Origin of the sequence: Serratia sp. 22278 (assembly GCF_052045405.1) — a bacterium.
Lineage (GTDB): Bacteria > Pseudomonadota > Gammaproteobacteria > Enterobacterales > Enterobacteriaceae > Serratia > Serratia marcescens.
This window is the reverse complement of sequence record NZ_JBQEOW010000002.1, coordinates 529493-549761: the sequence shown is the minus strand read 5'-3', so window position 1 is coordinate 549761 and position 20269 is coordinate 529493. Positions and strand designations below refer to the sequence as shown.

Genomic DNA, 20269 nt, shown 5'->3' with positions numbered 1-20269 from the left:
GGCTGCGCCCGTCTCCGCCCACGAAGCCCTGGCGCGGTGCGGGGGCGACCACGCAGCCGCCGCCCGGTTGCTCGGGATCAGCCGCACCACTTTATGGCGTCGGCTGAAAAAACCGAACTGAGCATCAGCCGGCGCGCCGGCCGTCCGAGGCCGGCAGCAGCCGCGCTCGCCGATCGCCCAGCAGGTTCATGCCCGCCGCCGCCAGCAGGATGATCGCCGCGCCCAGCAGCTGCCACGCAGACAGCCGGTGGCCAAACGCCAGGCGATCCACCAGCATGGCGGCGATCGGATAGATGAATGACAGCGAGCCGATCAGGTGGGTCGGCAGCCTCTGCAACGCGCCGTACATCAGCACGTACATCAGGCCAGTATGCAACACGCCGAGCGTCGCCAGCATCCCCCACTGGCCAACGCTGGCCGACGCATGAAAATCCACCAGCGGCAGCAGCATCACCGCCCCCACCGTCACCTGGATCAGCGCAATAAGATGCGGCGGCGTGCCCTTCAGCCGCTTGGCCGCCAGCGCCATCAGGGCGTAGAAAAACGCCGCGCCGAGCGCCAGCGCGATGCCGGCCAGATAATGGCTCTGCTCCCCCGCCAGCCGCGGCTGCGCCAGCACCACCAGCATCATGCCGCCGAACGCCAGCCCCAGCCACAGCAGCTTGCGGGCGGTCAGCCGTTCCCCCAGAAACAGCGCCCCCAGCCCCACCAGCATAAACGGCTGGGTGTTGTACACCGCGGTGGCGATAGAGATAGACGCATAGGAATAGGCGGCGAACAGCAGCAGCCAGTTGATCACCAGCGCGACGCCGCCGGCGATCGCCAGCAGCAGCGTGGCGCGCGTCAGCGCATCGCGTCGCAGCTGCCCCAATACGCCGCACACCGCCAGCAGCACCAGCGCGCCTACCGCGCAGCGCCAAAACACCACGTTGATAACCGGCTGGCCGGACATCAACACAAACCAGCCGATAGAGCCGGAAATCAACATCGCCGCCGCCATCTCCAGCGATCCGCGTTTTATCTCTGCATTCATTCTGCGTTCCTCGAAGCTTGCCCAGAGACATAGCTTGCGGCTTCGCAGGGCGGCTTTCCATAGCATAAAAAAGGCAAATATGCTTAACTGCCTTTTTCTCGCAGCTATAGTAAATAAAACACCTAACGGAGGCGTTATGGATGATATCGATCGCCAAATCCTGACCATTCTGGCGGAAGATGCGCGCGCGTCGTTGAAGACGCTGAGCGCGCAGGTGGGGCTGTCGTCGCCAAGCACGTCGGAAAGACTGCGGCGGCTGGAAGAAAGCGGCGTGATCCAGGGCTATACCCTGAACGTCAATCTGCAGGCGGTGGGCTACGCCTTCGAGTCGCTGGTGCGCATCAAGCCGCTGCCGGGCATGCTGAAGAAGGTCGAGCAGCTGATTCAGGCGATCCCGGAAGTGGTCGAATGCGATAAGGTGACCGGCGAAGACTGCTTTATCGTGCGGCTGGTGGCGCACTCGATGGCGCAGCTCGACCACACTCTCGATCGGCTGGCCGAGCATGCGCAGAGCAACACCTCGATCGTGAAAACCACGCCGGTCAAGCGCCGCCTGCCGCCGCTGCTCTGATTAACGCCGCCGCTTGCGGGCGAACGGGTTGCCGCGCTTCTTCTCTTTTTTGGCCGCATCGGCGGCGGATTTCAGCGCCGCCAGATGCGCCTTGTCGGCCTCCGGCACCGCGCGCTGCTCGATCGGGAACACCGGCAGCGACGCCAACAGCCGCGAACCGTAATTTTTGGTCAGCAACCGGCGATCGTAGATCACGATCTCGCCGTAGCATTGGTTGCTGCGGATCAGACGGCCGACCTGCTGGATCAGGTTGAACGAGGCGCTCGGCAGGCTCTGCACTTCGAACGGATAGCGCTTCAGCGATTTCAGCCACTCGCCTTCGGTGATGATCACCGGGCTGTCGATCGGCGGAAACGCGATTTTGTGAATATGCACCTGGGTCAGCAGTTCGCCTTTCAGATCCAGCCCTTCGGCGAACGATTGCAGCCCCACCAGCACGCTGGCGACGCCCTTCTCCACCCGCTTGCGGTGCTCTTCCACCAGCCGGTAGCGCGGCTGGTCGCCCTGCACCAGCAGCATCAGCCGCAGATCGGTCACGTAGCTGAGGAAAGTCTGCATCGCCCGGTGGCTGCTGAACAGGATCAGCATGCCTTTGTGCTTGCCGCTCGCCTGCTCGGCGCGGAAAAACCGCGCCATTTCCTCGAGGTGCTCCGCCTCGTTGGCGAGCGCCGGTTCATAGCGCATCTGCGGAATGACAATCTTGCCCTGTTCGACGTGATTGAACGGCGAAGAGAGCGTTTCGAAGCGGTCGCCGGCCTTCTCGCTCAGCCCGCTCATCTCCTGCAAACGCGCGAAGCTGTTCAGTGAACGCAGCGTGGCCGAGGTGACCACCACATGCGGCACCTTGCGCCACAGCAGCTTCTCCAGCTGATCGCTGACGCGGATGCCGACGCAGTGCAAATACAGATGGGTGACGTTATCGCGCAGTTCGCGCGTGACCCATTTGGAGATCGGCGCGTTGGACGACTTGTCGAGCGCCGCCAGCCGCCACAGCTTGCTCATCGCCTCCAGATAGCCCAGCGTGCGGCTCATCTGCAAGATGGCGCGGTGCAGGCGCATGATGTCGTGCTTGCCGGTCTGCTCGGTAAGATCGTTAAGCACGAACTCCGCCAGCCCGCGCAATGCATCGGTCAGTTTAAACAGCCGCGCGCAGCTCTCCACCATCTCCGCCGGCAGCTCGCCCATTTCAAAACGGTGCTCGGCCGCCACGCTGTCGCCGGGCAGATAGGCGCTGACCTGATGCTCGAAGATCTGCACCAGCTCACGCAGCTCCTCGCAATGGTTCTTCAGCCGTTCGCTGTTGGCCAGCCCCGGCGGATTCTTCGGCCGGTACTGCGTCATGCACTGCTCGACCTGGCGCACGATCATGTCCAGCTGCAGGTTGGTCGACAGCGCGGTGATTTCCCCGTCGATCTCCAGCGCATCGCGCGCCACCTCCGGCAAATGGTGGCCTTCGTCCAGCACCAGCAGCAATTCTTTCGGGTTCGGCAGCACCGATTCCGTCTCCAGCGCCGCCATCACCAGCGCGTGGTTGGCCACCACTACGTCGGCGCTCTCGATCTCTTTGCGGGCGATATAAAACGGGCATTCACGGATGTAATGGCAGTTGCGCCCCAGGCAGTTGGCCTTGTCGGTGCTCAGCTTGGCCCACAGCGGATCGTCGATGCTCTGCTGATAGTGGTCGCGCAGTCCGTCCCACTCGAAGCGGGCCAACGCCTTGGTCAGTTTCTGGCACAGCGCCTGCTCTTCGCCGCTGGACGGCGCCAGTTCGTCGTCGAGGAACAGCGTCAGATCGCCCTGTTGGCTAACGTCGGTGCTCATCGCCGCCAGGTTGCGCGGGCAGACGTAACGCCCGCGGCCAAAGGCGCCGGTAAATTTCAGATCGGGGATAATCTTCTTCAGCAGCGGCAAATCTTTGCTGTAGATCTGGTCCTGCAGCGCCACGTTGGCGGTGCTCACCACCAGCGGCTTGCTCTCCGCCCGCCCGACGGCGATGCCCGGGATCAGGTAAGACAGCGTTTTGCCGACGCCGGTCGGCGCCTCGATCGCCAGATGGCGCGGGTAGTCGCCGGCCAGCGTCTTCGCCACTTCGGCGATCATCTGGCGCTGGGGCGCGCGGGAAATAAAATCCGGTATTTGCTGCTGCAGGGCTTTGTACCACTGGCCAATCTGATCTTTAACTGCGGAGGAGAGCGCCATTCAACTCTTATCTAAACGAAATGATGGCGCTATTGTCCCACAGACCGCCGGCGACGTCAGCCCGAGTTACGCCTGCGGATCGATCATTGAGGCGCGCCCGCCGCCGAACGACCACTCGTCCAACTGGGTGGTGGCGATCACCACCATCACATCCTCGGGGTTCAGCCGCAGCTTTTCCGCCAGCAGCGCCGCCAGCCGTCGGTAGAAACGCCGCTTGGTGTCGCTGTCGCGCGGCCGCCCGGCGGTGATGTAAAACAGCACGAAATCCGCGCTGCGCGGCCCGCCGAGATAGTCGCGATCGTAGATAAGCTCGCCGGGGCGGTATTGATCGATCACCTGAAACCTGTCCGTCGGCGGCACCTCGAAGGCCTCCACCAGCGCCTGATGCAGGCTGTCGGACAAGGTTTGCAGATAGTCGGCGGACTTGCCCTGATGCAGGGCGATGCGGCTAAACGGCATGGGGCGCCTCCGGTTCCAGCTCGCGCAGGCGCGCCACGGCCGACGCCGCCGCGGGCCAGCCGGCATAGAACGCCAGGTGGGTGATGAGCTCAGCCAGCTGCTGATGCGCCACGCCGTTGCGCTGAGCCAGTTGCAGGTGAAACGGCAGTTGTTCCACGCGGTTAAGCGCCACCAGCGCGGCGACGGTGATCAGGCTGCGTTCGCGCGGGCTCAGCGCCGGCCGCTGCCAGACATCGTCAAACAAGACGCTGTCGCTGAGCTGCGCCAGCTTGGGGGCGATATCGCCGAACGCCTGTTGCCCGGCCTGGGATTTTGATGGCATCACACTCTCCTGTCAGTTGCGGATAGCCTTACGCTACCCGCCAGCGAGGCGAGTGAAAATCGGGATTTTCGGCAGTCTCAGTTCAGAAAAACGGGAGGGTTCCCCGCCGGGCGGCGGGGCGATGTCACGGTTCCAGCGGGGCAACGCCGTCGAAATGGGCGCTCAGCAGCGCATTCAGCTCCGGCCGCTGTTCCACCCGTTCGGCAATGGCGTACAGTCGCGGGCAGTGTTGCCGGAACCACGCGCGGCCCGGCCGCCAGTTGCACATTACCGCCAGGTACAGATCCAGCGCGCTGAAGCTCTTGCCGAGAAACCACGGGCCAGACGCTCCTGCGGCGGCGTTCAACTGCCGCAATAAACGCTCGCGATAATCCATTACCGCGTTTTTCAGCTGTTCCGCCCCTGCCGCCTGCGGCTGCCAGCGCTGCGGATGGTCGGCATAGGTGAAGGTGGGGTAAATCTCCGCGTTGATGAACAGCAGCCAGCGCAGAAAACGCGGCAACAGCGGCGAACCGCCGGGCGGCGCCAGTTCGGCATGCGGTGCGCGATCGTGCAGCAGCAGGATAATCGCCGCGCTCTCCGTCATCACTTCGTCATTGGGCAGCACTAAGGTGGGCACCTGGCCCAGCGGGTTCAGCGCCAGCAGGCGATCGCGCTCCGGGCCGTCCTGCGTGTAATCCACCTCCTCATAGCCCCAGGGGAAAGCGGTCAACGCCAACGCGGCGGCCACGATGGTCGAGCCGCAGCCCTGCGTACCGAACAAAGTATAAGTATCGTGCATGATTCCTCCCGCAGCGGAACAAGGTATCGGTAACTGTAGACCAGCCGCCGACCATCGGCTGAAGAAAAAATTCACCCTTTGCGCGACTTTTTTAATCGTTCGACATGAAAATGAATTTTTTGTCATAAATAGATCACATTACTACGGTAAAAATTCTCCGCCGCCAACAATCAGGCGGCACAGTAAAACAGCAATGCAACTGATGATAAGCGTCTTTCAATCGAATAAAGCAGGGTAACCCATGAAACGTAATCTTCTGGCCGTTATTATTCCGGCACTTTTACTTGCGCAAGCGGCACAGGCAGCAGAAATCTACAATAAAGACGGCAACAAGCTCGATTTTTACGGTCGTGTGAAAGCCCTGCATTATTTCTCTGATGATGCCGGCAACGATGGTGATAAAACCTACGTCCGTATCGGCTTTAAAGGCGCGACTCAGATTAACGATATGCTGACCGGCTATGGCCAGTGGGAATATCAGATCGCCGCCAACCATTCTGAATCCGACGGCACCAAAGACACCAAAACGCGTCTGGGCTTCGCCGGTCTGAAATATAAGGATCTCGGCTCCTTCGACTACGGTCGCAACTACGGCATCATTTACGACGTTGGCGCCTGGACGGATATGATCCCTGAATTCGGCGATGATGCTTATATCAAGACCGACAACTTTATGAACGGCCGTACCAATGGCGTCGCCACCTACCGTAATAACAACTTCTTCGGTCTGGTTGACGGCCTGAAATTTGCCGTGCAGTACCAGGGCAAGAACGAAAACGACGGCCGCTCCGCCAGCAAGGCGAACGGCGACGGCTGGGGTCTCTCCTCCAGCTATGAAATCATCGACGGTCTGAGCGTGGGCGCCGCCTATGCCTCTTCCAACCGCACCGCCACGCAAAAGGCGGGCACCTTCGGTAAAGGCGACAAGGCCGATATCTGGGCCGGCGGTCTGAAATACGACAACAACAATGTCTACCTGGCCGCGACTTATTCGCAGAGCCGCAATATCGCGCCTATTTCCGGCACCGCCACCATCAATAATAACTCGACCTCCGTTAGCGGCTTCGCCAATAAAGCGGAAGGGATTGAATTGGTCGCGCAATATCAGTTCGACTTCGGTCTGCGCCCATCGCTGGGTTACGTTCAGCAGAAAGGCAAAGATATTGAAGGCATCGGCGACGTCGATCTGGTGAAATATTTCGACGTAGCGGCGACCTATTACTTCAACAAAAACATGTCCACTTATGTCGAATATAAAATCAACCAGCTTGATGACGACAACAAACTGGGTCTGAAAAACGACGACGTCGTTGTTGTCGCCCTGACCTACCAGTTCTGATGTGATGAATGAATAACCACCACTGCAAACTTTAGCGTCACTTGATACCCAGAGTTTTATTTCGCCGGGCGGCTGCGTCCGGCTTTTTTGTTTTTATTTTCCCCGCCAGCGAATCCCCCCGCTTGCCTTGCAAAACAAACGGGTCTACATGTATAGCTTTCCCCCGAGCGGAATCAGCCATGCATAACGACGGACGCTTCGACTACCACAACGCCTTGCGCTACAGCAGCGACGAACTGGCCAACATCCTCAACCACTGTTTTGAAAACTACATCGTGCGTTTCGTGCTCGACGGATCGACCTTCGCCGCCCGCTTCGGCGCCGAAGATCTCAGCCTGAACGACAGCCTGATCGTCACCCACCGCCATGAACCGGTGGCGGTGGCGCTGATCGCCCGCCGTGGCCGTCACAGCCGGGTTGCGGCTTTTTCCGTGCGCCCGGAGATGCGCGGCCAGGGGCTGGGCAAGGCGCTGATGCAGCGGCTGGTGGCGGATGCCCGCCAACGCGGCGACCATCGGCTGTCGCTGGAAGTGATCGAAGGCAACGACGCCGCGCTGGCGCTGTATCACCGCGCCGGGCTGCGCATCGTGCGCACCCTGACCGGCCATCAGGCGCCGGCGGAAGTGCCGCCAGGCACGGCGGCGCTGCAGGCGGTCGATCCGCTGACCGTCAGCCACCGCCTGACGGCGGAAGGCGCCACCGACCTGCCCTGGCTGATTGCCCCCGAATCGCTGTTCAAGCTGCCGGGCACACCGCGAGCCTATACGCTCAATCGTCAGGCCTACGCTGTGGTGATGCCCGGCACCGAGCACTGCTGGCTGCGCCTGATCTACGTGCCGCCGCAGCACCGCGGCCAGGGGCATGCCCGCGCCTTGCTGGCCGCCCTGCAAGCGCAGTTCGCCCCTTTGCCGCTGACCGCCAACGTTTTTGTGCCCGAGGTGGCCGCCCCCTTCTTTACGCATCTTGGCTGGCGGCAGGATCCCCTGCGTCAGTTCGAGATGGATATGCTGCTGGACAGCCCACAAAAATAAAACCGAGAGAGATAACGATGGCAGGAAAACAGACAAGGAAACTCACCCTCGGCGCGGCGGTTGGCGTCGCGCTGCTGACGTTGGCCGGTTGTGCGCAACAGCCGCACACCGACGCCCAGGACCAGCAGCGGCTGGCGGATCAGTCGGTGCTGGCGGTGAACTGGTTCCAACAGTCCGGCGAATACCAGGCGCTGGCGCATCAGGCATTCAACAGCGCGCAACGCGCCTTCGATCAGGCCAAGACCGCGCCGGGCCGCAAAAAGGCGGTGGTGGTCGATCTGGATGAAACTCTATTGGACAACAGCGCCTACTCCGGCTGGCAGGCGCAGCACGGCCAGCCGTACGACGGCGCCACCTGGGCCCAATGGACGCAGGCCGAACAGGCCGGCGCGGTGCCGGGCGCAGTGTCGTTTGCCCGCTACGTTAACGCCCACCAGGGGACGATGTTCTACGTCTCGAACCGCAAGCAGAGCGAATACGCCGCCACGGTGGCCAACATGCAGAAGCTCGGATTCACCGGCATGTCGGAAAAAACCGTGCTGCTCAGCACCGATACCTCCAATAAGCAGGCGCGCTTCGACGCCATCAAACAAGCCGGCTATGACATCGTGGTATACGCAGGCGACAACCTGAACGACTTCGGCGCCGCGACTTACCACCAGGACAATGCGCAGCGCCGGGCGTTTGTCAGCGAGAACCAGAGCAAATTCGGCACCGAATTCATCGTGCTGCCCAACCCGCTGTACGGCGATTGGGAGAGCGGCCTGGCTCGCGACTACAACAAGCTGACGCCGCAACAGAAGCTGCAGGTGCGCCAACAGGCGATCAAGGCCTGGCGCGGGCGCTGACTCAGGAATAGGGAGAAATGCCCCATATAACCTAATATTTTGTCAAAAAGGGATTAGCGGAGCATGCCGCCGAACCAATGGGAACGTTAGTTCGGCGGCATGAAGATGAAGAAATGCGGATGCTCAAATTCTGGGTTGCGGGCACCAGAAATGTGAGAAATCGGTATCGGCACCGCCCTGTGAGTTAATCCAATAACGCTTCTCGGTGAAACGAGCACTTTCACATACTTTCAGCAATGTCAGAGTAGCCAATCCGTTAATTCTCTCGATTTTAATCACCCGAACAGCGCAGCAGCATCCGCTCTTTGATGTAATCTGAACGTAACCTAAGCAGGCAAGGCACGGATCTTCAATGTCAAATGGCTATAGGAACTTGCAACATCATTACAGAACTTTCTCGAAACAGACCGCCTGTGGGTTACCTCGATAACGGCCATAGTTTTCGCGTATCCGATACCCCTGAGCCAGATAAAACTTGATGGCACGCAAGTTCACGCTTCGGGTTTCCAGCCACAGTTGACGATACCCCAACCATCGAGCCTGTTGTTCCAGAGCCTGCAATAATTTACGACCAATACCATTGCCAGGCTCACGTACATACATTCGTTTTAACTCCGCAACACCAGAAGTTAATCGACGCAGCGCCCCACAAGCTACGGCCACATCGGCAGCATTGCGTACCAACATAAAACAACCTCCATCCGCTTCTATAGAAGCAGGATCAAACGAGGACGTACCGCTATCGCCTGTGATCTCAGCCAGCTGCACCGACAACTCCGCCATCAGTGTCAGTGCGTCCAAGCTATCGACTTCACTTAATAGTATCCGAAGAGTCACAGCAGTTTGTACATATAGCAGGTGGCCTCCAACGCCCCGCCGTCGCTGGCGCGGGCGTATTGCGGGATGTCGCCCGCCGCCTCGAACCCCAATTGACGGTACAGCCCCTGCGCCGCGCTGCCGCTCAGGGTATCCAGCACCAACAGGCTGCGGCGATGACGCGCCGCCAGCGCCTGCACTTCCTGCATCAACAGCCGGGCGACGCCCTGCCGCCGCGCCTGCGGGTGCACCATCAGCTTGACCACTTCCGCGCGGTGGCGGCCGTTGTCCGGCATCGCCAGTAACAGCTGCACGGTGCCGACCGGCCGGCCGTTCGCGAGCGCCACCAGCATCGCACGCTCTCCCCGCGCGATGGCCGGCAGCAACCCCTGCCAAAACGCCTGCGCCTGCGTCAGCGTAAAGGGCATGACAAAACCGATGCTGGCGCCGTGCGCCACGCTGGCGTGCAGCATCTCGGCCAAGTCGACAATGGCGCTTTGCGCCGCGCCGGCGTCCCACTGTTGCAATTCAATCATGGCTATGGCCTGCAGATAACGAGGGTGTAATGGGCCGGCTCCTCGCCGGGGACATGGAAACGGGAGGCGCCGAACAGGCGGTAACGCAGGCAGTCGCCGGCCGACAGCCGGAAAACGCGCCCTTCCAGGGTCAATTCCAACTGCCCGGACAGCAACCAAAGGTGATGTTCCAGCGCCGGAATCGACGGCAGGTCGTAATCGATCTGCGCGCCGGCATCAAGCCGGGCTTCGATAAACTCGGCCTTATACAGCGCGGCAGGCGGGGAAACGGAGCGACGGTGAAAACCGCTGGCGCGATCGACCCACACCGGCTGTTGCGGCGGCCGCAGCAGCTCCGGCGGCTCGTCTTCGATTTCGCTCAACAGGCGCGACATGGTTAACCCGTAGGCGGCGCACAGCCGGTTCAGCAACGATGCCGTCGGGCTGGTCTCGGCGCGCTCCACCCGCGAGAGCGTCGCCCGGCTAAGGCCGGTGCGCTGCGCCAACTCCTCCAGCGACCACGCCCGTTGCTGGCGCAAATCCGCCAGCCGCTGCGCCAACCTCAGGTCGGCCGTCTCCAAACCGTTATCCATCGTTCATACTCCGCTTAAAAATCCCATATAAGAGAAATAATCTCAAATTAGAGATATAGCAAGCGGATTTTAAAATGTCGCGCAGGAATAACGCCTGGATCACCGCGAACATCACCAGGTGAGGAGAAGCGTTCTAGCTCTCGCGCGAGGGCGGGGTTTGTACAAAATTGCCCGTTTCGGCCCCCGGCGGCGCGATCGCCGCGCAGCGCCAGGCGCTGAATACCGCCAGCAGCGGCGCCAGCGCGAACGCCAGGAACAGCCAACGCGCCGCCGATGCCGCGCCCGTCGCGCCGCCCGGATCGTTCAGCCCCGCCAGATTGGCGATCATCCCGGCCAGCGCCGCGCCGAATGCGGTGGCGAACAGCTGCACCGTGGTAATTGAAGCGCCGGCGATATCTTTGTCCGCTTCAGGCGCCACCTGCAAAATGCGCGTCAGCAGGTGCGGCCAACCGAAGCCGATGCCGAATCCCACCAGCAATAGCGCAATGACGATCGGCGCCAGCGCCTGCCAGTGGCCGCCGGACGGCGTCGGCATCAGGATCGCCAGCGCCAGCAGGCCTACCAGCACAAACAGCGGCCCGCTGACGATCGCCCGACGAATGCCCGCCCCACGCCAGCCGGAGCTGAGGATCTCGGACAGCGTCCAGCCGGCGGCCATGGCGGCGGCGATATAGCCGGAGATCAGCGGCGACTGGCCGTGCAGCAGCTGCAGGAAATAGGGCACGAAGATTTCGCTGGTCATGCCGATCACCAGCAACGCGGTCGTGATGTACAACGCCGCCAGCGATGAGCCGCGCCGCAATGCGCCATGCGGCAACAGGCGGGCGCGCGCGTGCGCTTCACGCTTCATCAGCCAGGCCATTAGCACCAGCGAAAGCGCGATGCCCGCCAGGTTGATCCAGGCGCTGTGCGCCAGGCTGCCGGCGGACACCACCAGCACCGCCACGGTCAGCAACAGCAGTTGCGCAGTCGGCAACGGCGTGGCCGCCTGCTGCGCCTTGCCCTTGGGCAGGATCAGGAAGGTAAACGCAGCGTACAGCGCCATGATCGGCAGCAGAATGCCGAAGGCCCAACGCCAGGCGTGCAGCTCGGCGAAAATGCCGCCCACCGCCGGCCCCACCAGGGTGGCGATGCCCCACATCGCCGAGATAAGCGCCATGGCGCGCGGCCACAATCGCTGCTCGAACACCAGGTTGATCATCGCGTAGGAGAGCGCAAAGATCAGCCCGCCGCCGAAGCCCTGCACCGTGCGGCCGATCAGCATCACCGGCATGCTCGGCGCCAGCGCGCACAGCGCCGCCCCGGCGATAAAGAACAGCGAAGCCACCAGATAGGCGCTGCGTGCGCCATAGCCGCTGAGCAACCGGGCCGACAGCGCGGAGCCGAGGATCGACGCCACCACGAACAGCGTGGTGTTCCAGGCATAGAGATCCAGCCCGCCGATATCCTGCACCACCGAGGGCAGAATGGTGGTGGCGACCAGAATATTGATGGCATGCAGCGCCACGCCAAGCGAGAGCGCGATCGCACTGGCCGCATTTTTGCCGGAGAAAAGGTCACTCCAGCGGCTATCGTCATGGGTTATCACGGTTGTCGTCCTGTTTTCAGAGGAATGGCATTGAGTTGGTCATAAGATTGCGTTAAATTTAACAAGAGTTATCTTGGAATAAGTTAGGGCGAGGCGGAGAAATATGTCAAGAATAAACTTGGAAAATGGCGGCAGCACCGCACAATCGGTCAGTGACCGCTTGCTGACGTTATTGAAAACCCGCGGCCCGCAGCTAGCTTCTGACGCAGGAAAGGTGCTCGGCACCACCGGTGAGGCGGCCCGCCAGCAGTTCGTCAAGCTGGCGAAAGAGGGGTTGGTCGAAGCGGTGGCGGAAACGCGCGGCGTGGGCCGCCCGGTGCAGCTGTGGCATTTGACCTCGGCCGGCAACGCGCGCTTTCCCGATACCCATGCGGATCTGACGGTGCAGCTGCTGCGCACCGTGCGCGACAAGCTGGGCGAACAGGCGATCGACGTGCTGATCGAGAGCCGCGAGCAGGAAAACCGCATCAACTACAAGCAGGCGATGATCGGCGCCACCGAACTGCGCGAACGCGTGGCGCGCCTGACCGAGATCCGCTGCCGCGAAGGGTATATGGCCGAATGGCGCCAGGAGGAGGACGGTTCCTATCTGCTGGTGGAAAACCACTGCCCGATCTGCGCCGCCGCCACCGTCTGCCAGGGTTTCTGCCGGGCGGAATTAAGCATCTTCACCGAAGTGCTGCAGGCGCAGGTGGAGCGCGCCGAACACATTTTGGCCGGCTCGCGCCGCTGCGCCTACCGGATTTCACGCCTGTAACACCGGTTTTTGCCCACGTTTTCAACCGGTACAGATTATTCTGCTTGTGCACCCCGCACCTTCCCTTCTAAGGTTGAACTAACGAACATTCAGGCAAACAGCGGGCCTCGCGCCCGCTCTGGCAAATCCGTCGGCGCTTAGCGCAGCGGCAGAGTAACCCCACGGGAGTTGAACGATGAAGAAGCCGCATGCCGGATTCTGGCTGGCGACGCTGGGACTGGGCGTTTGCTGGCTGCTGGCGCTGCTGACTCGCGATCGGCTCAACGGCATACTGCTGGCCGGCGCGGCGCTGGCGCTGATCTTTACCCCTGCCGCCCGCCGCAAAGGTGCGGCCCTGGCCGCCCTGGGCGGTATCGGCATGGATGGGCTGTGGAGCTACAGCGGCGTGCTGCACTACAGCGGGCAACACGGCCTGCCGCTCTGGACCATCGCGCTGTGGATCGGCTTCGGCTGCTGGTGGTATTGGTTGCTGGACGTCGTCAGAGCGGCCCCTTGGCCGCTGGCGGTGTTGGGCGCCGCCGTCGGCCCCTTCGCCTACGCCGTGTCCTGGAAGCTGGACGCCTTGTTGCCCGGCGTGCCGCCCGAGTTCATGCTGCTGCTGCTGGCCGTCGGCTGGTCGATCTACCTGCCGGCCGTCAGCTGGCTGCAGTGGAAACAGCAAGGCCATTGAACGGCTTTCAGCCGCCGGAAAAATAATGCCGAAGGCCATTGCTTATCGGTTGCCCGATCGGGTTTACTGAGCGTTCTAATAATAATCACTCCCGCAAAATACAATCCTATGCTTAGCCAACAAAGCCGTAGCGTCCTGCCGTTGATCGGGGCGTTGTTCACGTTATATATCGTTTGGGGTTCCACCTATTTCGTCATTCGCCTCGGCGTCGCGCAGTGGCCGCCGCTGATGATGGCCGGCATTCGTTTTCTGATCGCCGGTATCGTGCTGTTCAGTTTCCTGGCCTGGCGCGGCCACGCGCTGCCGACGCTGAAGCAGTGGCTGGCCGCCGGCGCCATCGGCATTCTGCTGCTGGCGGTGGGCAACGGCCTGGTGACGGTGGCGGAACACCAACATGTGCCGTCCGGCATCGCCGCGGTGATGGTGGCGACGGTGCCGCTGTTCACCCTCTGCTTCAGCCTGCTGTGGGGCATGCGCAACACCAAACTGGAATGGGCCGGCATCGCGCTCGGATTGGTGGGCATCGTGCTGCTCAACACCGGCAACAACCTGGTGGGCAACCCGACCGGCGCGCTGCTGATTTTGTTGGCGTCGGCCAGCTGGGCCTTTGGGTCGGTCTTGGGATCGCGCATCTCGCTGCCGGCCGGGCCGATGGCCGGCGCGGCGGAGATGCTGGTCGCCGGCGTGGTGTTATTGGCAGCCAGCCAGCTGAGCGGCGAGCGCCTCACTCAGATGCCGAGCACCGGCGGCTTTCTGGCGCTGGGCTATCTGATCGTCTTTGGTTCGATGCTGGCGATCAGCGCCTATATGTTCTTGTTGAAGAACGTGCGCCCGGCGGTCGCCACCAGCTACGCCTACGTCAACCCGGTGGTGGCGGTGCTGCTCGGCATCGGTTTTGCCGGCGAATCGCTGGCGCCGCGCGAGTGGCTGGCGCTGGTGATCATCGTGGCGGCGGTGGTGCTGGTGACGCTGGGAAAATACCTGTTCGCCCGTCCGGTCAACGTGCAGGCCATCGACTGCGAACGGCGATGATCACAAAGGGCGGTCTGCGGGCCGCCGTTAAAAACGATTCTTGTTTCACCCGGCGAAGGGGCTATAATTCCCGCTGTTCCAAGCAACCTGCGAAATTATTCCTATGCTGAAAAAAGCGTTCGTCATCGTCATCGCCCTGTGCGCCTTCGGTTCTCTGGGCGGCGTATTCCTCGCCGGGCTGAACATCTACACCCGTTCCACCACCCCGCACGAAGAAAGCGCGCCTGCCGGGGATGCCGCCGCTACGCCGGCGCAAACCGAAACCCTTCAGGCCAAGTGATCGTCCATCCAGCGCTGGCAGCGCTGCTGTAAAAAACGCTGCAGCTGCCTGACGCGCTCCGACACCTGCGAACGATGCGGGCAGACCAGATTGATCGGCACCGCGTCGCTGCGCCATTCCGGCAACAGCTGCACCAACCGCCCGGCGCGAATATCCGCCGCCACGTCGATCGCCGACTTGCGCACCACGCCGTGCCCGGCCAGCGCCCAGCGCCGCGCTACCTCGCCGTCATCGGTAAAATAGCTGCCGTTCAGCGGCAGCTCGACCAGCTCCTCACCGCGCCACAGTCGCCATTCCACCTGCCGTTTGCCGCTGGGCTGATACACCAGAATGCTGTGCCGAAGCAGATCGGCCGGCGTTTGCGGCGCGCCGTGCCGCCGCAGATAATCCGGGCTGGCGCAGATCAACCGCCGATGCTGCGGCAAGATCGGCAGCGCCACCAGCGAAGAGTCGGCCAGCGGCCCGAAGCGCAACGCCACGTCCACCGGTTCGCGGAACAGGTCGGCCTGCCGATCGTTGATCAGAAGCTGCAGCTGAATATGCGGATGCTGCAAGCGGAACTCATCCAGCCAGCCGAGCAGCAAATTACGGCCAAAATCCGACGGCGCGGAAATCTGCAGCACCCCGGACAGCCCCTGATGCTTCTCGCGGATCGCCTGCTCTCCTTCGGCTAACGCGCCCAGCGCCAGGCGCGCGCTGTCGAGATAGCGAGCCCCCTCCTCCGTTAACCTCAGGCTGCGGGTGGAACGCACCAACAGCCGCGCGCCCAGCTGCTGCTCCAGCCTTTTCACCGCGATGCTGGCCGCCGCCGGCGTCATGTCCAGCGCGCGCGCCGCGGCGGAAAAACTGCCGCCGTCCACCGTGCGGACAAACACCTCGAGATCGACAAATGAGGTCATCTGCTCCCTCTCTTTTTAGCCCAATCAATTATTAATATTAATTTACAAGTGTTTGCTATTAGGCGGGCTTTTTTCCTCATTTTCAATCAGGAAAGATAGATCCCGTTGAAACTTACCTAAAAAGAGGCCTTAACATGACGATTCCCGACTCCCCCCTGAAACAACAAAAGCTGGTGATCCTGGGCGGCACCAGCGGCATTGGCGCCGCGGTGGCCTACGCGGCGGCGGCGCGCGGCGCTGAAGTGGTGCTGGCTTCGCGTCGTCTCCCTCACGCCGGGGAGAAGAACGACGCGCTGCGCCTGATGCAGGCCGATCTGACCGATGACGCGTCGCTGCATGCGCTGTTCGCCGCCGTCGGCGCTTTCGATCATTTGGTGATCACCGCCGGGCCGTTGGTGGACGCGAAGCCGCTGGCGGAGACTGCCCTTGAACAGGCGCAGGCCGACTTCAACGTCAAATTCTGGGGCAGTTTGCGCGCGGTGCAGGCGGCGCTGCCGACGCTGGCGCCGCAGGGCTCGATCACCCTGACCTCCGGCCAGCTGTCGCGTAAATACCTCAACGGTCAGTTGGTCAAAACCGCCATCAATGCCGCGCTGGAAGCGGTCGGCAAACAGCTGGCGAAGGAGCTGGCGCCGCGGCGGGTGAACGTGGTCAGCCCCGGCATCACCGCCACCGAAGCCTACGACGGCATGAGCGCCGCACAGCGTCAGGCGCTGTTCGAGCGCGTAAGCGTCAGCCTGCCGGTCGGCAGGGTCGGCCAGGCGGCCGACGTCGCGGCGGGTTATCTGCTGGCGATGGAGAACGGCTTCGTCACCGGCAGCGTGATCGACATCGACGGCGGCGGCCTGCTGTAACGGCGGCTAGAGCGCCGTCACGCCCTGCGCGGCGGCCTGCTGTTCCAGCACGGTGATAATCTGGTAGGCCGAACGCGGCACCAGGCTGAAATCGCCGATCAGCAGGCGGTCGCTGACCGCCTCATCCAGCATCGCGCGAGCGCCGGCGCGCAGGATTTCCACCTGTTCCGGCGGCGTGCCGGCTGCGGTGATCAACGGCAGGCCCGGCACCGCCGCCGTGCGGCCGATGATTTTCAGCCCCTCCAGCGCCTGCGGCTGCGCGCGGCGCAGCAGTTCCATGCTGATCGAATCGATGGCGGCGATATCCGCCTGCCCGCTGCGGATCAGCTTCAGCGACTGATAATGCGCGCCGGAGGCGATAGCCGCCCCGAAGAATTTCCCGTCCAGCGCCAGCGGCGCGATCAGCGCGCGCAGGCCGTTGTAGCCGGACTGGGAATCTGTGCTGTTATACGCCGCCGTTCGGCCGCGAAAATCCGCCAGCCGCTCGCCGGGATCGTCCGCGCGCACCACCAACCAGCTGCGGTAATTCGGCCCGTCGCACCCTTCCACCCGGTAGTGGTAGGTGCCGATTAGCTGCACCTGCGGCAAGGTGCTGACCAACGGATAACCGCAGGTTTGGCTGAGCAGAAGATCCTCGCGCCGCCAGTGCTGCGCCAGATCGTCCGGCCAGCTGAGCCGTTCCGGCGCCGCCGGCAACCCCAGCCGCAGCAGCTTGTCGCGCAACACCTGCCAGAAGGATTCGGCCTGCTCCCGGCCAACGCCGTACATCGGTAGAGACACCTGCATCATTTCCCCCTTACCCCGCCGAAGTGGCCGCCAGCGTCTGCTGACGCCAGGCGGTGAGATAACGCACCCAACGTTCGAACAGCATATCGGTGATAATAGCCAACAGCGCCACGACCGCCGCGCCCTGGATCACATAGGCGGTGTTAAACCCGCTCAGGCCGATGATGATCGGCGAGCCGAGCGTCTTGGTGCCGACGGTGGAAGCGATGGCCGCCGTGCCGATGTTGATGATCACCGAGGTGCGGATCCCGGCGACAATCACCGGCGCCGCCAGCGGCAGTTCAACCCGCCACAGTATTTGCCAGGCGCTCATCCCCACGCCGCGGGCGATCTCGCGCGTGGCGGGCGGCACCGATTCGATGCCCGCCAGCGTGCCCTGCAGGATCGGCAGCAGGCCGTACAGCACCAGCGCGATGATCGCCGGCTGTTCGCTGAAGCCCATCACCGGCACCGCCACCGCCAACACCGCCACCGGCGGGAAGGTCTGCCCCACCGCCACCACCGTTTCCACCAGCGAACGAAATTCCCGGCCGCTGCGTCGGGTCACAGCCACGCCCGCCGCCACGCCGATCGCCACCGCGATCAGGCTGGAGATCGCCACCAGCGACAGGTGCGCCCCCACCAGTGCGATAAAGCTGTCCTGCTGATAAATGGGCCGCTCCAGATCGGGGAACCAGGCGGCGAACAAGCCGCGCAGATGATCCATGCCGAACACCAGCGCCAACAGCAGCGCCAGCGTCCAGGGCAACGGATCGCGCAGCAGGCGCCCGATGCGCCCGCTCATGACAGCGCCTGCCCGGCGATCAGATCGTTGAAATGCAACACCCCCAACGCTTCGCCCCGTTCATCCACCACCGGCAGGCAGTCGCTGCCGCGCGCCACAAACACCGACAGCGCCTCGCGCAGACTCATGGCGGCAGCGATCGGCTCGCCCCCGGCGACGCCGGGCCGCACCCGCTCCGCCACCGTACCCAGCGACAGCAGCTTGATGCCGCGATCGCTGCGCCCGAAGAAATCGCGCACGAAGTCGTTGGCCGGTGCAGTCAACAGCGTCAGCGGCGTGCCCTGTTGCACCACCCGCCCCTGATCGAGCAACACCAGGCGATCCGCCAAGCCCAACGCCTCGTCGATGTCGTGCGTCACCAGCACAATGGTGCGGCCGGAGAGCTGATGGATGCGCGCGATCTCCGCCTGCAGCGCCGCTCGGGTGACCGGATCCAGCGCGCCGAACGGTTCGTCCATCAGCAACACCTCGGGATCGGCAGCCAGCGCGCGCGCCACCCCCACCCGCTGCTGCTGCCCGCCGGACAGCTGGTGCGGATAGCGGCGGCGAAACAGATCCGGCTCCAGATGCAGCAGCTCCAACAGTTCGGTAACCCGATCGCGAATGCGCGCGCGCGGCCATTTCAGCAGCTGCGGCACGGTGGCGATGTTCTCCTCCACCGTCCAGTGCGGGAACAGACCGATCGATTGGATCGCATAGCCCATGCGCCGCCGCAGATCCTGCGGTTTGAACGACTGGATCTCTTCGCCGGCAAAGAGGATCTTGCCCCGATCGTGTTCGATCAGGCGATTGATCATTTTTAACGTCGTGGACTTGCCGGAACCCGAGGTGCCGATCAACACGGTGAATTCACCCTCGGCGATGTGCAGCGTGAGATCGTCGACCGCCGGCTTGCCCTGAAAAATTTTACTGACTTGCTCAAAGTGAATCATCGGCGCGATACGTCCAGGATTGAAACCCAAAATTTAAACAGCGAATCGACGATGACCGCCATCATGACCACCGGGATCACCCCCAGCAGAACCAGATCCAACGCGCTGCTGAGCAACCCCTGAAAAACGATGGCGCCAAAACCGCCGGCGCCGATCAGCGCCGCCACCACCGCCATGCCGACGGTCTGCACCGCCAGAATGCGCACGCCGGTCAGGAATAGCGGCAGCGCCAACGGCAGCTGCACGCGCAGGAAGATCTGCCCGCGCGTCAACCCCATGCCGGTGGCGGACTCAATCACGCCGGCCGGCACGCTTTGCAGCCCCGCCACCACGCTGCGCACCAGCGGCAACAGCGCGTACAGCACCAGCGCCACGATCGCCGGCGCCATGCCGATACCGCTGACGCCGTGCTCCGCCAGCCAGGGCACCGCCGTCGCCAGCCCCGCCAACGGCGCGATCAGCAGGCCGAACAGCGCGATGGACGGCACAGTCTGGATAATGTTCAGCGCGGAGAAAATCGGCCGCTGCCAGCGTTCGGAACGAAAGCACAGCACCCCGAGCGGCACGCCGATCGCCAGCGCTGGGGCCATCGTCGCCAGCAGAATGGTCAGATGCTGGAACAACGCGGCGTCAAACACCTCCTGCCGATTATGGTACTCCTTCAGCAGCGACAGCTGATCGAGCTGATGGCCGAACAGCAGCAGCGCTGGCGGCACCAGCACCAGCGCGTTGCCCAGCATCCGCCGCAGATGCGACGCGGTGAGGCGCGTCATGGCGTCGGCGGCGATCAGCAGGCTCAGCGCCATCGTCAGCCAGCAGCCGCTGCCCCAGGAGGTGCGCGCCAGGCGCGATCCCTCCTGCGCCAGACGCCCGGCGGCCTGCCCGCTGATCCAGAACGCCAGCGTCAGCACCCCGCAGGCGGCCAGCGCCGTCAGCAGCGCCCGTCCCCGCGTCGGCGGCAACAGGCTGAGGATCGCCAACGCCGCCAGCGGCAACAGCAGCCACAGCGCCGGGCCGTGCAACAGGGAGAATAAGGACAGGCTTTTACCCGACAGCAGACGATTGGGGGCATAACTGAGGAACGGCAGGCCGAAGGCGGCCAGCAGCAACAGCATGAACAGCGTCAACAAGACGCGATGTTTTACGGCGATAGTCAAAGAAACGCTCCGGCTCCCTCGGT

At 62.9% G+C, this 20269-nt stretch carries 24 protein-coding genes; 10 read left to right on the top strand and 14 right to left on the bottom strand.

Translation table 11 applies throughout. The features are described from left to right. Positions 1 to 121 (top strand): helix-turn-helix domain-containing protein (locus ACTJJ6_RS07345; RefSeq protein ID WP_440827397.1); only part of this gene is annotated, 121 nt, incomplete at its 5' end. 3 nt (positions 122 to 124) lie between these two features. Here the strand turns inward: ACTJJ6_RS07345 and ACTJJ6_RS07340 are convergent. Further along, a complete protein-coding gene (locus tag ACTJJ6_RS07340) occupies positions 125 to 1033 on the bottom strand; it encodes a DMT family transporter (protein ID WP_117287001.1) in 909 nt (302 codons plus the stop codon). A 136-nt stretch (positions 1034 to 1169) separates the two neighbouring features. Here ACTJJ6_RS07340 and ACTJJ6_RS07335 point away from each other — a divergent pair, with 136 nt between their 5' ends. Further along, on the top strand, positions 1170 to 1604 hold the full coding sequence (locus tag ACTJJ6_RS07335; protein ID WP_016928538.1) for an Lrp/AsnC family transcriptional regulator: 435 nt from the start codon (positions 1170 to 1172) through the stop codon (positions 1602 to 1604). Here ACTJJ6_RS07335 and dinG read toward each other — a convergent pair whose 3' ends face one another. From dinG to ACTJJ6_RS07315, 4 genes are all read right to left on the bottom strand, one after another. Further along, positions 1605 to 3803: an ATP-dependent DNA helicase DinG gene (gene dinG / locus ACTJJ6_RS07330; protein ID WP_015377137.1), complete on the bottom strand. Its 2199-nt coding sequence runs from the start codon at positions 3801 to 3803 to the stop codon at positions 1605 to 1607. It abuts the gene before it with no gap. A 66-nt stretch (positions 3804 to 3869) separates the two neighbouring features. Continuing rightward, positions 3870 to 4262 (bottom strand): tautomerase family protein, encoded by a 393-nt coding sequence (locus tag ACTJJ6_RS07325; protein WP_016928540.1) that lies wholly within the window; start codon positions 4260 to 4262, stop codon positions 3870 to 3872. Further along, the gene (locus tag ACTJJ6_RS07320) at positions 4252 to 4584 is read right to left on the bottom strand and encodes a carboxymuconolactone decarboxylase family protein (RefSeq protein ID WP_033640942.1); all 333 of its coding nucleotides are present in this window, start codon (positions 4582 to 4584) and stop codon (positions 4252 to 4254) included. The genes ACTJJ6_RS07325 and ACTJJ6_RS07320 overlap by 11 nt, the downstream gene beginning before the upstream one ends. Positions 4585 to 4708: 124 nt before the next feature. Continuing rightward, entirely contained in the window at positions 4709 to 5365 is a 657-nt protein-coding gene (locus ACTJJ6_RS07315) for a glutathione S-transferase family protein (protein WP_033640943.1), read from the bottom strand. Between the two features lie 241 nt (positions 5366 to 5606). Between ACTJJ6_RS07315 and ompC the strand changes: the two genes are divergently transcribed. The 3 genes from ompC (at position 5607) to ACTJJ6_RS07300 (ending at position 8583) form a co-directional block, all read left to right on the top strand. Next, a complete protein-coding gene (ompC, locus tag ACTJJ6_RS07310) occupies positions 5607 to 6704 on the top strand; it encodes a porin OmpC (protein ID WP_004939326.1) in 1098 nt (365 codons plus the stop codon). A 179-nt stretch (positions 6705 to 6883) separates the two neighbouring features. Then, on the top strand, positions 6884 to 7735 hold the full coding sequence (locus tag ACTJJ6_RS07305) for a GNAT family N-acetyltransferase (RefSeq protein WP_060444214.1): 852 nt from the start codon (positions 6884 to 6886) through the stop codon (positions 7733 to 7735). A 17-nt stretch (positions 7736 to 7752) separates the two neighbouring features. Beyond that, positions 7753 to 8583, top strand: coding sequence for a 5'-nucleotidase, lipoprotein e(P4) family (locus ACTJJ6_RS07300; protein WP_440801607.1), 831 nt, complete (start codon positions 7753 to 7755; stop codon positions 8581 to 8583). 384 nt (positions 8584 to 8967) lie between these two features. On the opposite strand, the gene ACTJJ6_RS07295 is transcribed toward ACTJJ6_RS07300, so the two are convergent. The 4 genes from ACTJJ6_RS07295 to ACTJJ6_RS07280 form a co-directional block, all read right to left on the bottom strand. Then, complete coding sequence (locus ACTJJ6_RS07295) at positions 8968 to 9384, bottom strand: GNAT family N-acetyltransferase (protein ID WP_228009653.1); 417 nt, start codon at positions 9382 to 9384, stop codon at positions 8968 to 8970. A gap of 32 nt (positions 9385 to 9416) precedes the next feature. Beyond that, positions 9417 to 9935, bottom strand: coding sequence for a GNAT family N-acetyltransferase (locus ACTJJ6_RS07290; protein WP_016928545.1), 519 nt, complete (start codon positions 9933 to 9935; stop codon positions 9417 to 9419). Between the two features lie 2 nt (positions 9936 to 9937). Beyond that, entirely contained in the window at positions 9938 to 10507 is a 570-nt protein-coding gene (locus tag ACTJJ6_RS07285) for a helix-turn-helix domain-containing protein (protein ID WP_151254858.1), read from the bottom strand. 133 nt (positions 10508 to 10640) lie between these two features. Continuing rightward, entirely contained in the window at positions 10641 to 12095 is a 1455-nt protein-coding gene (locus tag ACTJJ6_RS07280; protein WP_197758140.1) for an MFS transporter, read from the bottom strand. A 103-nt stretch (positions 12096 to 12198) separates the two neighbouring features. Between ACTJJ6_RS07280 and ACTJJ6_RS07275 the strand changes: the two genes are divergently transcribed. The 4 genes from ACTJJ6_RS07275 to ACTJJ6_RS07260 all read left to right on the top strand — a co-directional run bounded on the left by ACTJJ6_RS07275 (position 12199) and on the right by ACTJJ6_RS07260 (position 14834). Then, complete coding sequence (locus ACTJJ6_RS07275; RefSeq protein ID WP_440801602.1) at positions 12199 to 12852, top strand: helix-turn-helix transcriptional regulator; 654 nt, start codon at positions 12199 to 12201, stop codon at positions 12850 to 12852. 175 nt (positions 12853 to 13027) lie between these two features. Further along, a complete protein-coding gene (locus tag ACTJJ6_RS07270; protein ID WP_015377128.1) occupies positions 13028 to 13522 on the top strand; it encodes a DUF2878 domain-containing protein in 495 nt (164 codons plus the stop codon). Positions 13523 to 13630: 108 nt separating this feature from the next. Further along, positions 13631 to 14554, top strand: coding sequence for a drug/metabolite exporter YedA (yedA, locus tag ACTJJ6_RS07265; RefSeq protein WP_049299509.1), 924 nt, complete (start codon positions 13631 to 13633; stop codon positions 14552 to 14554). A 103-nt stretch (positions 14555 to 14657) separates the two neighbouring features. Continuing rightward, entirely contained in the window at positions 14658 to 14834 is a 177-nt protein-coding gene (locus tag ACTJJ6_RS07260) for a hypothetical protein (protein WP_016928550.1), read from the top strand. On the opposite strand, the gene ACTJJ6_RS07255 is transcribed toward ACTJJ6_RS07260, so the two are convergent. Further along, complete coding sequence (locus ACTJJ6_RS07255) at positions 14822 to 15733, bottom strand: LysR family transcriptional regulator (RefSeq protein ID WP_049299508.1); 912 nt, start codon at positions 15731 to 15733, stop codon at positions 14822 to 14824. The genes ACTJJ6_RS07260 and ACTJJ6_RS07255 overlap by 13 nt on opposite strands. A 134-nt stretch (positions 15734 to 15867) precedes the next feature. Here ACTJJ6_RS07255 and ACTJJ6_RS07250 point away from each other — a divergent pair, with 134 nt between their 5' ends. Beyond that, positions 15868 to 16587 carry an SDR family oxidoreductase gene (locus ACTJJ6_RS07250; RefSeq protein WP_016928553.1) on the top strand — a complete coding sequence of 240 codons (720 nt, stop codon included), beginning with the start codon at positions 15868 to 15870 and terminating at the stop codon, positions 16585 to 16587. Positions 16588 to 16593: 6 nt separating this feature from the next. On the opposite strand, the gene ACTJJ6_RS07245 is transcribed toward ACTJJ6_RS07250, so the two are convergent. From ACTJJ6_RS07245 to ACTJJ6_RS07230, 4 genes are read right to left on the bottom strand one after another with little or no spacing between them, the layout of a single operon-like run. After that, entirely contained in the window at positions 16594 to 17355 is a 762-nt protein-coding gene (locus ACTJJ6_RS07245) for a phosphate/phosphite/phosphonate ABC transporter substrate-binding protein (RefSeq protein ID WP_079449511.1), read from the bottom strand. A 28-nt stretch (positions 17356 to 17383) separates the two neighbouring features. Next, entirely contained in the window at positions 17384 to 18157 is a 774-nt protein-coding gene (locus ACTJJ6_RS07240) for an ABC transporter permease (RefSeq protein ID WP_016928555.1), read from the bottom strand. Further along, positions 18154 to 19089, bottom strand: coding sequence for an ABC transporter ATP-binding protein (locus ACTJJ6_RS07235; protein WP_016928556.1), 936 nt, complete (start codon positions 19087 to 19089; stop codon positions 18154 to 18156). Before ACTJJ6_RS07235 ends, ACTJJ6_RS07240 begins: the two co-directional genes overlap by 4 nt. Next, positions 19086 to 20246 carry an ABC transporter permease gene (locus ACTJJ6_RS07230; RefSeq protein ID WP_049299506.1) on the bottom strand — a complete coding sequence of 387 codons (1161 nt, stop codon included), beginning with the start codon at positions 20244 to 20246 and terminating at the stop codon, positions 19086 to 19088. The genes ACTJJ6_RS07235 and ACTJJ6_RS07230 overlap by 4 nt, the downstream gene beginning before the upstream one ends. Positions 20247 to 20269 lie beyond the last annotated feature (23 nt).

Bases quoted from the DNA above. Each gene is read 5' to 3' on its own strand.
- ACTJJ6_RS07340 (WP_117287001.1), bottom strand. From the start codon at position 1,033: ATGAATGCAGAGATAAAACGCGGATCGCTGGAGATGGCGGCGGCGATG.
- ACTJJ6_RS07335 (WP_016928538.1), top strand. From the start codon at position 1,170: ATGGATGATATCGATCGCCAAATCCTGACCATTCTGGCGGAAGATGCG.
- dinG (WP_015377137.1), bottom strand. From the start codon at position 3,803: ATGGCGCTCTCCTCCGCAGTTAAAGATCAGATTGGCCAGTGGTACAAA.
- ACTJJ6_RS07325 (WP_016928540.1), bottom strand. From the start codon at position 4,262: ATGCCGTTTAGCCGCATCGCCCTGCATCAGGGCAAGTCCGCCGACTAT.
- ACTJJ6_RS07320 (WP_033640942.1), bottom strand. From the start codon at position 4,584: ATGCCATCAAAATCCCAGGCCGGGCAACAGGCGTTCGGCGATATCGCC.
- ACTJJ6_RS07315 (WP_033640943.1), bottom strand. From the start codon at position 5,365: ATGCACGATACTTATACTTTGTTCGGTACGCAGGGCTGCGGCTCGACC.
- ompC (WP_004939326.1), top strand. From the start codon at position 5,607: ATGAAACGTAATCTTCTGGCCGTTATTATTCCGGCACTTTTACTTGCG.
- ACTJJ6_RS07305 (WP_060444214.1), top strand. From the start codon at position 6,884: ATGCATAACGACGGACGCTTCGACTACCACAACGCCTTGCGCTACAGC.
- ACTJJ6_RS07300 (WP_440801607.1), top strand. From the start codon at position 7,753: ATGGCAGGAAAACAGACAAGGAAACTCACCCTCGGCGCGGCGGTTGGC.
- ACTJJ6_RS07290 (WP_016928545.1), bottom strand. From the start codon at position 9,935: ATGATTGAATTGCAACAGTGGGACGCCGGCGCGGCGCAAAGCGCCATT.
- ACTJJ6_RS07285 (WP_151254858.1), bottom strand. From the start codon at position 10,507: ATGGATAACGGTTTGGAGACGGCCGACCTGAGGTTGGCGCAGCGGCTG.
- ACTJJ6_RS07275 (WP_440801602.1), top strand. From the start codon at position 12,199: ATGTCAAGAATAAACTTGGAAAATGGCGGCAGCACCGCACAATCGGTC.
- ACTJJ6_RS07270 (WP_015377128.1), top strand. From the start codon at position 13,028: ATGAAGAAGCCGCATGCCGGATTCTGGCTGGCGACGCTGGGACTGGGC.
- yedA (WP_049299509.1), top strand. From the start codon at position 13,631: ATGCTTAGCCAACAAAGCCGTAGCGTCCTGCCGTTGATCGGGGCGTTG.
- ACTJJ6_RS07260 (WP_016928550.1), top strand. From the start codon at position 14,658: ATGCTGAAAAAAGCGTTCGTCATCGTCATCGCCCTGTGCGCCTTCGGT.
- ACTJJ6_RS07255 (WP_049299508.1), bottom strand. From the start codon at position 15,733: ATGACCTCATTTGTCGATCTCGAGGTGTTTGTCCGCACGGTGGACGGC.
- ACTJJ6_RS07250 (WP_016928553.1), top strand. From the start codon at position 15,868: ATGACGATTCCCGACTCCCCCCTGAAACAACAAAAGCTGGTGATCCTG.
- ACTJJ6_RS07245 (WP_079449511.1), bottom strand. From the start codon at position 17,355: ATGTACGGCGTTGGCCGGGAGCAGGCCGAATCCTTCTGGCAGGTGTTG.
- ACTJJ6_RS07240 (WP_016928555.1), bottom strand. From the start codon at position 18,157: ATGAGCGGGCGCATCGGGCGCCTGCTGCGCGATCCGTTGCCCTGGACG.
- ACTJJ6_RS07235 (WP_016928556.1), bottom strand. From the start codon at position 19,089: ATGATTCACTTTGAGCAAGTCAGTAAAATTTTTCAGGGCAAGCCGGCG.